Below are 7586 nucleotides of genomic sequence, written 5' to 3'. Positions count from 1 at the left end.
TCTGAGGCATGCGGGTGCCGCACTCGGCTGGGTATCGTTCATGACTGGAGTGCGGTCTTGGGACGGGCAGCGGCGGCTCGGGATCAACGCTAACCCGCCGGCAACGACCAGAAGTTAATGCACCGCCGAATCCATTTGCTGCGCTGCAGCATATGAGGCGATCACATAGCAGAGGTTTTAGATCTTGGTGTCCTGCTGCTAGAGGTAAGAGTCGGCGAGGCCGTTTACCGTAACTTTGTGGCTGAGGCCGTGGTGTCCGAACTGACCCGCTAGCGCCAAATCACCAGGCCACTGCGGCCCAGGCAGGCCGTGCCGCGCGCAACCTCCGTGCCGCAGCGCGGCCCTGCCCGGGGTTCGCGATGATAAATGTGCTGTTGCACCAACGTCTTGGCGCTCGCCTGGAAAAACGCACTCCGCCGTTCCGTTGCATGGGCGGCGCTGCTGAGGAGCATCGCGGCTAGGCCGAAAAGGGCCAGTGGAACAATGTGGCGCATATTAAGAACGTATGCGGAACACGGGACAGGAGTCGAGTCGAGTTTGAAGACTGCGGCGCATCGGACGCTATGGCTGTGGCATCAAAGCCGCAAAGTCATAGGCTGAGCGGTGCGTTGTCGACGACCTCCTTCATCACGAAAAAAGTCCGGGTTTGGCGCACGCCGGGCAGCGCGATCAGCTTCTCACCATGCAGGCGGTTGAAGTCGGCCATATCGCGCACGCGGATCTTGAGAAAGTAGTCGAAATCCCCAGCCACCAAGTGGCAGTCGAGGATCATCGGCATCGCTTGGGCCGCGGCCTCGAACGTGGCGAAGCTTTCGGGGGTGGAGCGATCCAGCACTACGCCGACCATGACGAGGGAGCCACGGCCCACTTTGTGAGGATCGACCAGGGCACGCACACCGCTGAGATAGCCCTCCGCGAAAAGGCGCTGGATGCGACGATGGCAGGTGGCAGCGCTAGTGTTCACTCGCTTTGCGATCTCCGCATTGCCGAGGCGGCCATCGGCCTGAAGCAAGCGGAGGATCCGAATATCGGTGCGGTCGAGCCCTGCGGTGAAAGGATCTTCCGCTAAATTAGGTTTCTGTGATGATTTCAGCGGCGCAACCGACATTACGTGCAGGCCCTAAAGCAGAAATAGCCCGTAGATTGAGAGCACGTTTCACGGTGTTGCTGATAGTCTCCGCTCCATCATTTCGCGGAGCTGAAGCTTATGTTGTCTAAATTCGAACGCTATCCCCTCACCTTCGGCCCGACGCCGATCGAGAAGCTGTCGCGGCTAACGGCCCATCTGGGTGGGGACGTGGAGATCTACGCCAAGCGGGACGACTGCAACTCCGGCCTCGCGTTCGGCGGTAACAAGCTGCGCAAGCTTGAGTATATCGTGCCCGACGCAATCGCCAGCAACGCCGACACACTGGTGTCGATTGGCGGCGTGCAGTCCAACCACACCCGCATGGTGGCGGCGGTGGCGGCCAAGATCGGCATGAAGTGCGTGCTGATCCAGGAAAGCTGGGTGCCGCATGAGGACGCGGTGTACGACCGTGTCGGCAATATCCTGCTGTCCCGCATCATGGGCGCGGAGACGCAGTTGGTCGATGAGGGTTTCGACATCGGGATCCGCGAAAGCTGGACGAAGGCCCTGGAGAACGTGAAGGCCCAGGGCGGCAAGCCCTACGCCATTCCCGCGGGCGCCTCCGTCCACAAGTTCGGCGGCCTGGGCTATGTCGGGTTTGCCGAGGAAGTGCGCGCGCAGGAGGCCGAGATGGGCGTCCATTTCGACTACATCATCGTCTGCACCGTCACCGGGTCGACGCATGCGGGCATGGTGGTCGGCTTCGCGGCGGATGGACGGGCGCGCAACGTCATCGGCATCGATGCCTCCTTCACCCCGGCACAGACCCGCGCACAGGTGCTGGACATCGCGCAAAAGACCGCCGAGCTGATTGGCCAGCCCGCCATCGTCGCGGACGACGTGGTGCTGCTGGAAGATTACGCTTACCCGGTCTACGGCGTGCCCTCGAAGGAGACGGTGGAGGCGATCCGCCTATCCGCCCGGTTGGAGGGCATGATCACCGACCCGGTCTATGAGGGGAAATCCATGCAAGGGATGATCGACCTGGTGCAGAAAGGCTACTTCGCCCGGGGCTCGAAGGTGCTTTACGCCCATCTTGGTGGCGCGCCGGCACTGAACGGCTACAGCTACACCTTCCGCAACGGCTAGACCCGCGCGCCCCGGTGGCGGCATGGTGCTGCCGCCGGGTTGGACGGGATTCGCATGACAGAGGCGCCAGAGTCGACCGACATCGCCATCATCGGCGCCGGCATCGTCGGCATCGCCGTGGCGTATTACCTCGTCGTGGACCATGGCCTGACGAACATCGTGCTGGTGGATGCGGGCGACCCGATGGGCATGACCTCCGCCCAATCTGGTGAGAATTACCGAAACTGGTGGCCACACCCGGTGATGACCGCGTTCACCGACCATGCTACGGATCTACTGGAGCAGATCGCCCGGGCCAGCGACAACCGCATCCACATGACGCGGCGCGGCTACGCCCTGGCAACGCGGCGGGCGGCGCCGGAAGACCTGATCCAGGAGCTACAGGGCGGTTACGGCGACGCCGCTGCAGGCCGCATCCGATTCCACGAAAGCGCCGGGGCGGGATATCAGCCGGCGACCTCCAGCGAGTGGACCGCGGCCCCAGACGGTGTGGATGTGCTGCTGGATCGCGCCCTGATCCAGACCCACTTTCCAAGTCTAGCGCCGAAGGTCGCGACGATCCTGCACATTCGCCGCGCTGGCGACATGAGCGGCCAACAATTGGGGCAGTTCATGCTTGAGGCGATCCGGGCTGCCGGCGGCAAAGTGCGCCGGGCGGCGGTGACCGGGATCGACCGCGGCACGGCGTTCACGCTGGCGCTGGATGGCGGGACTTCCAATCTGCGGGCCGACCGTGTCGTCAATGCCGCGGGGCCGTTCTTCGCCCAGGTCGCGGCGATGCTGGGCGAGACGCTACCGGTCACCTGCGTGTTTCAACAGAAGATCTCGTTCGAGGATCGGGAGGGCGCGATCCCGCGATCGCTGCCATTCACGATCGATCTGGACGAGCTGGAACTCCCTTGGACGGAGGACGAGCGGGCCGAGCTTGCCGCCGACCCCGCCGGTGCCACGCTATTGCAGCCCATGCCCGGCGGGATCCACCGTCGGCCCGATGGCGGAGATGGCGGCCGATGGATCAAGCTCGGCTGGGCGTACAACACCACTCCGTCCGACCCCGGGGCCGCCGAGCCGCCGATCGACCCATACTTCCCCGATGTGCTGCTACGTGCGGCTAGCCGATTGAGCCCAGCACTGTCGGCCTACATTGGGCGCCTGCCGCGAGGCGCCCGGCATTATGGCGGCTACTACGCGATGACACCGGAGAACTGGCCGCTGATCGGCCGAATGCAAACGCCGGGTGCGTTCATGGCTGGAGCCCTATCGGGGTTCGGCACCATGAGCGCCACGGCCGCTGGCGCTATCTGCGCGGCTGCCGTGGCGGGCGTGGTGCTGCCTGGCTACGCGACCGGGTTCGGCCTTGGGCGCTACGACGACCCAGTGATGGTCGCCGCGCTGCGTGGGCAGGCGAGCAGGAGCAAACTATAGCTGCCGCTAGGATTTGGTGTAGTCCAGCGGGAAATGGCAGTTACCGGTGCGGCCCATCGAGAGATCTCCGACAAACTTATTATCGGTGATCTTCCCATTGAGCGAGTTGTTGCCGCTCTGAATCTGTATTGTGCCATCAGGTGAGACCGGGCCCGACAACACGCCGGCTGTTGCGCTCCGCATCGAAGCCTGGCCATTTTTTACCGTCAAACGGTAGCCGAAACGAGTGGTGTTACACTGCGATCCAGTCCCCATGGCACCGTTTTTGTTCCAGTAATTGCCGTCAAAACTACCCGCCGGCATCGCGCTTGCGACGGGTGCCGCAGGGGCTGCAGCGACGCTGGCGGCGGGTGCCGAACTTTGTTGCGCGCAACCAGCGATCAATGCGGCGGCAAGCATGACCGACGACACGGCGATACGAGACATCATAAAACCCCCTCAGCTTGTCCGAAGATAATGGCCGGGCGTACGGCTCGGCCTGCCGCGGGGATTGTTGCGCGAGGAGTGTGGTCGTGTCGTCATCCAAATGAATGACGACACGACCAAAGCTCGTTGCCGCGGGGTTGTTAGATGGCGTGGTCTAGCGGCTCGGCCTCCACTGCCTCGCCTACAGCGTTTGGGTTCGCCAGAGCGAAACGCATCTTCTCGCGATCCAACTCCCCTTCCCATGCGCTGACAACAATGGTGGCCACGCCATCACCGACTAGGTTGGTGAGCGCCCGGCATTCGCTCATGAACTTATCGATGCCCAGAACCAGCGTCATTGCCGCCACTGGCACTGGACTGTCCGGAATGGCCGCCAACGTCGCCGCCAGGGTGATGAAGCCCGCGCCGGTTACGCCGGAGGCGCCCTTCGACGTCAGCATCGCCACCAGAATGATCGTGACATATTGGCCGAAACTCAGATGCGCCCCGACCGCCTGCGCCAGGAACAGGGTGGTCAGCGTCATGTAGATGTTGGTGCCGTCCAGGTTGAAGCTGTAGCCGGTCGGGATCACCAGCCCTACGACCGATTTGGACGCGCCCAACCGCTCCATCTTCAGCATGATCTGCGGTAGCACCGTCTCGGAGGATGAGGTGCCCAGCACGATCAGCAGCTCGTCCTTGATGTAGGCGATGAACCGGAAGATCGAGAATCCGGTGAAACGGGCGATCAGCCCCAGCACGATGATCACGAACAGCGCGCTGGTCAGATAGAACGTCGCCACCAGCCCCGCCAAATTGCCCAGGCTGGCCAGGCCATATTGGCCGATGGTGAACGCCATGGCGCCGAACGCACCCAGCGGCGCCACTTTCACGACGATACCGATAATGCCGAAGAAGATGCGACCCAAGGTTTCCACCACCCGCGCCGCCGGTGCGGCATGCTCGCCCAGCCCGGCGATCACCACGCCGGTCAGGATTGCCACCAGCAGGGTCTGCAGCAGGTCACCGCCAACGATGGCGCCGAGATAGCTGTTGGGGATGATCCCCACGATATGCGCGACGACGCTGTCCTTGGCGGCAGCGTTGGCGTAGCTGGCGACGGCGGCTGGGTTCAACGTCTTCACATCCGCCCCGAACCCGGCGCCAGGATGCACGATCTCCGCCACGACGACGCCGACCAGCAGGGCCAGGGTGGACACGACCTCGAAATAGACCAGCGCCTTGATGCCGACGCGACCGGCCTTGCGCAGATCCCCCATCGAGGCGATGCCGTTCACGATGGTGCAGAACACCACCGGTGCGATCATCATGCGGATGAGGGAAACGAACGCATCGCCGAGCCATTTCATCGACTTGGCTGTCTCTGGCGCGACGCTGCCAAGCACGACGCCTGCCACGATCGCGATCAGGACCTGGATATACAACGTCTTGTACCAGGCCCGACGGTGGCCCAGGCTACTTGCACTCATCTTGGTTCCCTTACCCAAACTCACATAGCCCGCTATGGGCTAGGCAGCAGCGCGTTGAACGCTGCGTCCAATTTGACATCTGCCTGCTGTAATGCCGCACGGCGGGCGGTTAACCAAGCCTGATCTGTGGCGAGCGAATCCTGGGCCTCTGTCAGCATGCGCGCTAGCTCGGCCGGCTGCGAACCGCCAACGCCCTTGGCGGAATCACCCATGTTGCGGGCGCCCAGCACGGCGTGGAACCGATCCTCGCTCAGCGGTAGGGTGGTCGACTCCTGCCCGGTTTCCTTGGCGGCTTGGGTGTACATGACCTGCGCCTCGGTATACGGGATCGTCGCGGGAGTAGCGTTGTGCGCCCGGCCCCAGGTCACCAGATCGAAGGCGAAGCGGTGCCTGAGGCGGAACGGCACGTCTGCCTCGCGCTGCAGCGTGTCGGCCAACTTCGTGGTGGTGGACCAATCGAGCGGTCCGCTTAGTCCAGGACCAAGCCGCCCTGCCCGGCGGTGGCGGCGAAGATGCTGCCGATCATCGCCAAATCCGCCTCGGTATCGAGGGGAGCGATCTGATTGGCGGCCTAGCTGTTTTCGGCCACGGCAGCGAAGCCCAGCAGGTCGGCGAGGCGCGGGCGGTCGACCGGAAAGCTGGATGTGCCGAGCGCGGCAGCGCCGAGAGGTGATTGGTCTAGCCGGGCATAGCCCTGGCGCAACCGCTCCCCGTCGCGGGCGAGAGCGGCGTCATCGGCGAGCATCAGGTGGCCGAAGTTGGTGGGCTGGGCCCGCATGCTGTTGGTATAGGCAGGGATGATCGCGTCCCGACGCCGCACCGCCTGTTCCAACAGGTCGGCGTGGGCGGCGTTCAGCGCGGCCATGAAGGCGAGCGCCCGTCCGCGCATCATTTCTCGCCGCGTAGTGGCCAGGATGTTCTGCCGGCTGCGGCCGGAATGCATGCGTGTCACGTCCAGCCCGGCGCGAGCGATCGGCAACGGCTCCAATTGCAAGTAGTTCAGTGGGCGCTTGCCGCCCGGCTTGTTGCCATCGTCGGCCTCGGTGCGGGAGTTCTATACCATGCGGCGGCGCAACCTGCTGCCCTGCACTTCCAATGCCGCCCATGCCGCCCATGCCGCACTGGCCCAGTTGCAGGCCGGGTTGCGGCACGGGGCGATGCGCTGGTGTTGGTGGCACAGAATGTCGACGATCGGCACGGGCCGGGTCACCTCGGGTAACGCACATGCATGGCCAATTGCTGAAGGCCCAATGCCTAGCCTATGGCGCGGCGCATGGATGTTCGGCTATCGAACAAACACGGTCGCCGTTCGCCGCTGATTGTCGATGCACCTGCCTCGGACTAAAAAAGCGCACTCCAATCGGCGCAAAGCCGACACAAACAACAATGCGGAGAAATGCTTCGTGTCCCATTCATCTCGTCTTGGCCGCCGTGCATTGCTGATGGCCGCCGGGGTGACCTTGACCACACCTGTGCTGACCTCGCCGGCCCGCGCATTAGATCCCAAATTGATCGCAGCGGCGGAGAAGGAGGGCAGTGTTACCTGGTATACGACGCTGGTCGTGACCCAGATCGTGCGGCCGATGATCCAGGCGTTCGAGGCGCGCTACCCCGGGATCAAAGTCCGCTATGTCGGAGCACCCTGGCAGGAAACCGCGATACGGTTGTCAACAGAGGCCCGCGCCGGCAGCGTCAAGGGCGACCTGTTCGACGGCGGCGTCACTTCGTTTCCGCTACAGGCAGCGGGGTTGGTCGCTAGTTACCGCCCGGAAGCGGCAGCAAACTTTCCGGCGGAGTTCAAGGATCCGGACGGGTTGTGGACCGCCAATATCATTCAGATCGCGACGCCATCGATTAACACTGACGCGGTGAAGGACTCCGACGTTCCGCGCACGCTGGAAGATCTGCTGGACCCAAAATGGAAGGGCAAACTTGCCTGGACGGACTCCCCGAGCGCCTCCGGTCCGCCGGGCTTCATCGGCAATGTGCTGATGACCTACGGCAAGGAAAAGGGCATGGCGTATCTGGAGGCGCTCGCCAAGCAGCGC

At 63.6% G+C, this 7586-nt stretch carries 8 protein-coding genes; 3 read left to right on the top strand and 5 right to left on the bottom strand.

Features of this window, described 5'->3' with window-relative positions:
* Positions 1-589 precede the first annotated feature (589 nt).
* A complete protein-coding gene (locus tag GSQ76_RS10715) occupies positions 590-1108 on the bottom strand; it encodes an Lrp/AsnC family transcriptional regulator (RefSeq protein WP_158743907.1) in 519 nt (172 codons plus the stop codon).
* A gap of 99 nt (positions 1109-1207) precedes the next feature.
* Between GSQ76_RS10715 and GSQ76_RS10710 the strand changes: the two genes are divergently transcribed.
* Both GSQ76_RS10710 and GSQ76_RS10705 read left to right on the top strand, forming a co-directional pair.
* Positions 1208-2218 carry a 1-aminocyclopropane-1-carboxylate deaminase gene (locus tag GSQ76_RS10710; RefSeq protein ID WP_158743906.1) on the top strand — a complete coding sequence of 337 codons (1011 nt, stop codon included), beginning with the start codon at positions 1208-1210 and terminating at the stop codon, positions 2216-2218.
* A gap of 54 nt (positions 2219-2272) precedes the next feature.
* Entirely contained in the window at positions 2273-3643 is a 1371-nt protein-coding gene (locus GSQ76_RS10705; protein ID WP_158743905.1) for an FAD-binding oxidoreductase, read from the top strand.
* 6 nt (positions 3644-3649) lie between these two features.
* Here GSQ76_RS10705 and GSQ76_RS10700 read toward each other — a convergent pair whose 3' ends face one another.
* The 4 genes from GSQ76_RS10700 to GSQ76_RS10685 form a co-directional block, all read right to left on the bottom strand.
* Positions 3650-4072 (bottom strand): hypothetical protein, encoded by a 423-nt coding sequence (locus GSQ76_RS10700; RefSeq protein ID WP_158743904.1) that lies wholly within the window; start codon positions 4070-4072, stop codon positions 3650-3652.
* Between the two features lie 137 nt (positions 4073-4209).
* The gene (gene dctA / locus GSQ76_RS10695) at positions 4210-5538 is read right to left on the bottom strand and encodes a C4-dicarboxylate transporter DctA (RefSeq protein WP_158743903.1); all 1329 of its coding nucleotides are present in this window, start codon (positions 5536-5538) and stop codon (positions 4210-4212) included.
* A 32-nt stretch (positions 5539-5570) separates the two neighbouring features.
* Positions 5571-5975, bottom strand: a complete 405-nt coding sequence (locus tag GSQ76_RS10690) for a hypothetical protein (RefSeq protein WP_158743902.1) — start codon at positions 5973-5975, stop codon at positions 5571-5573.
* Positions 5976-6109: 134 nt separating this feature from the next.
* Positions 6110-6517, bottom strand: a complete 408-nt coding sequence (locus tag GSQ76_RS10685) for a lyase family protein (protein WP_158743901.1) — start codon at positions 6515-6517, stop codon at positions 6110-6112.
* A 346-nt stretch (positions 6518-6863) separates the two neighbouring features.
* On the opposite strand from GSQ76_RS10685, the gene GSQ76_RS10680 reads away from it, so the two are divergent.
* A partial coding sequence (locus GSQ76_RS10680) for an ABC transporter substrate-binding protein (RefSeq protein WP_158743900.1) occupies positions 6864-7586 on the top strand: 723 nt, incomplete at its 3' end.

It is taken from the genome of Acidisphaera sp. L21, from assembly GCF_009765685.1.
GTDB lineage: Bacteria > Pseudomonadota > Alphaproteobacteria > Acetobacterales > Acetobacteraceae > LMUY01.
The sequence above is the reverse complement of the archived record's forward strand: the minus strand, read 5'-3'. Positions and strand labels throughout refer to the sequence as shown.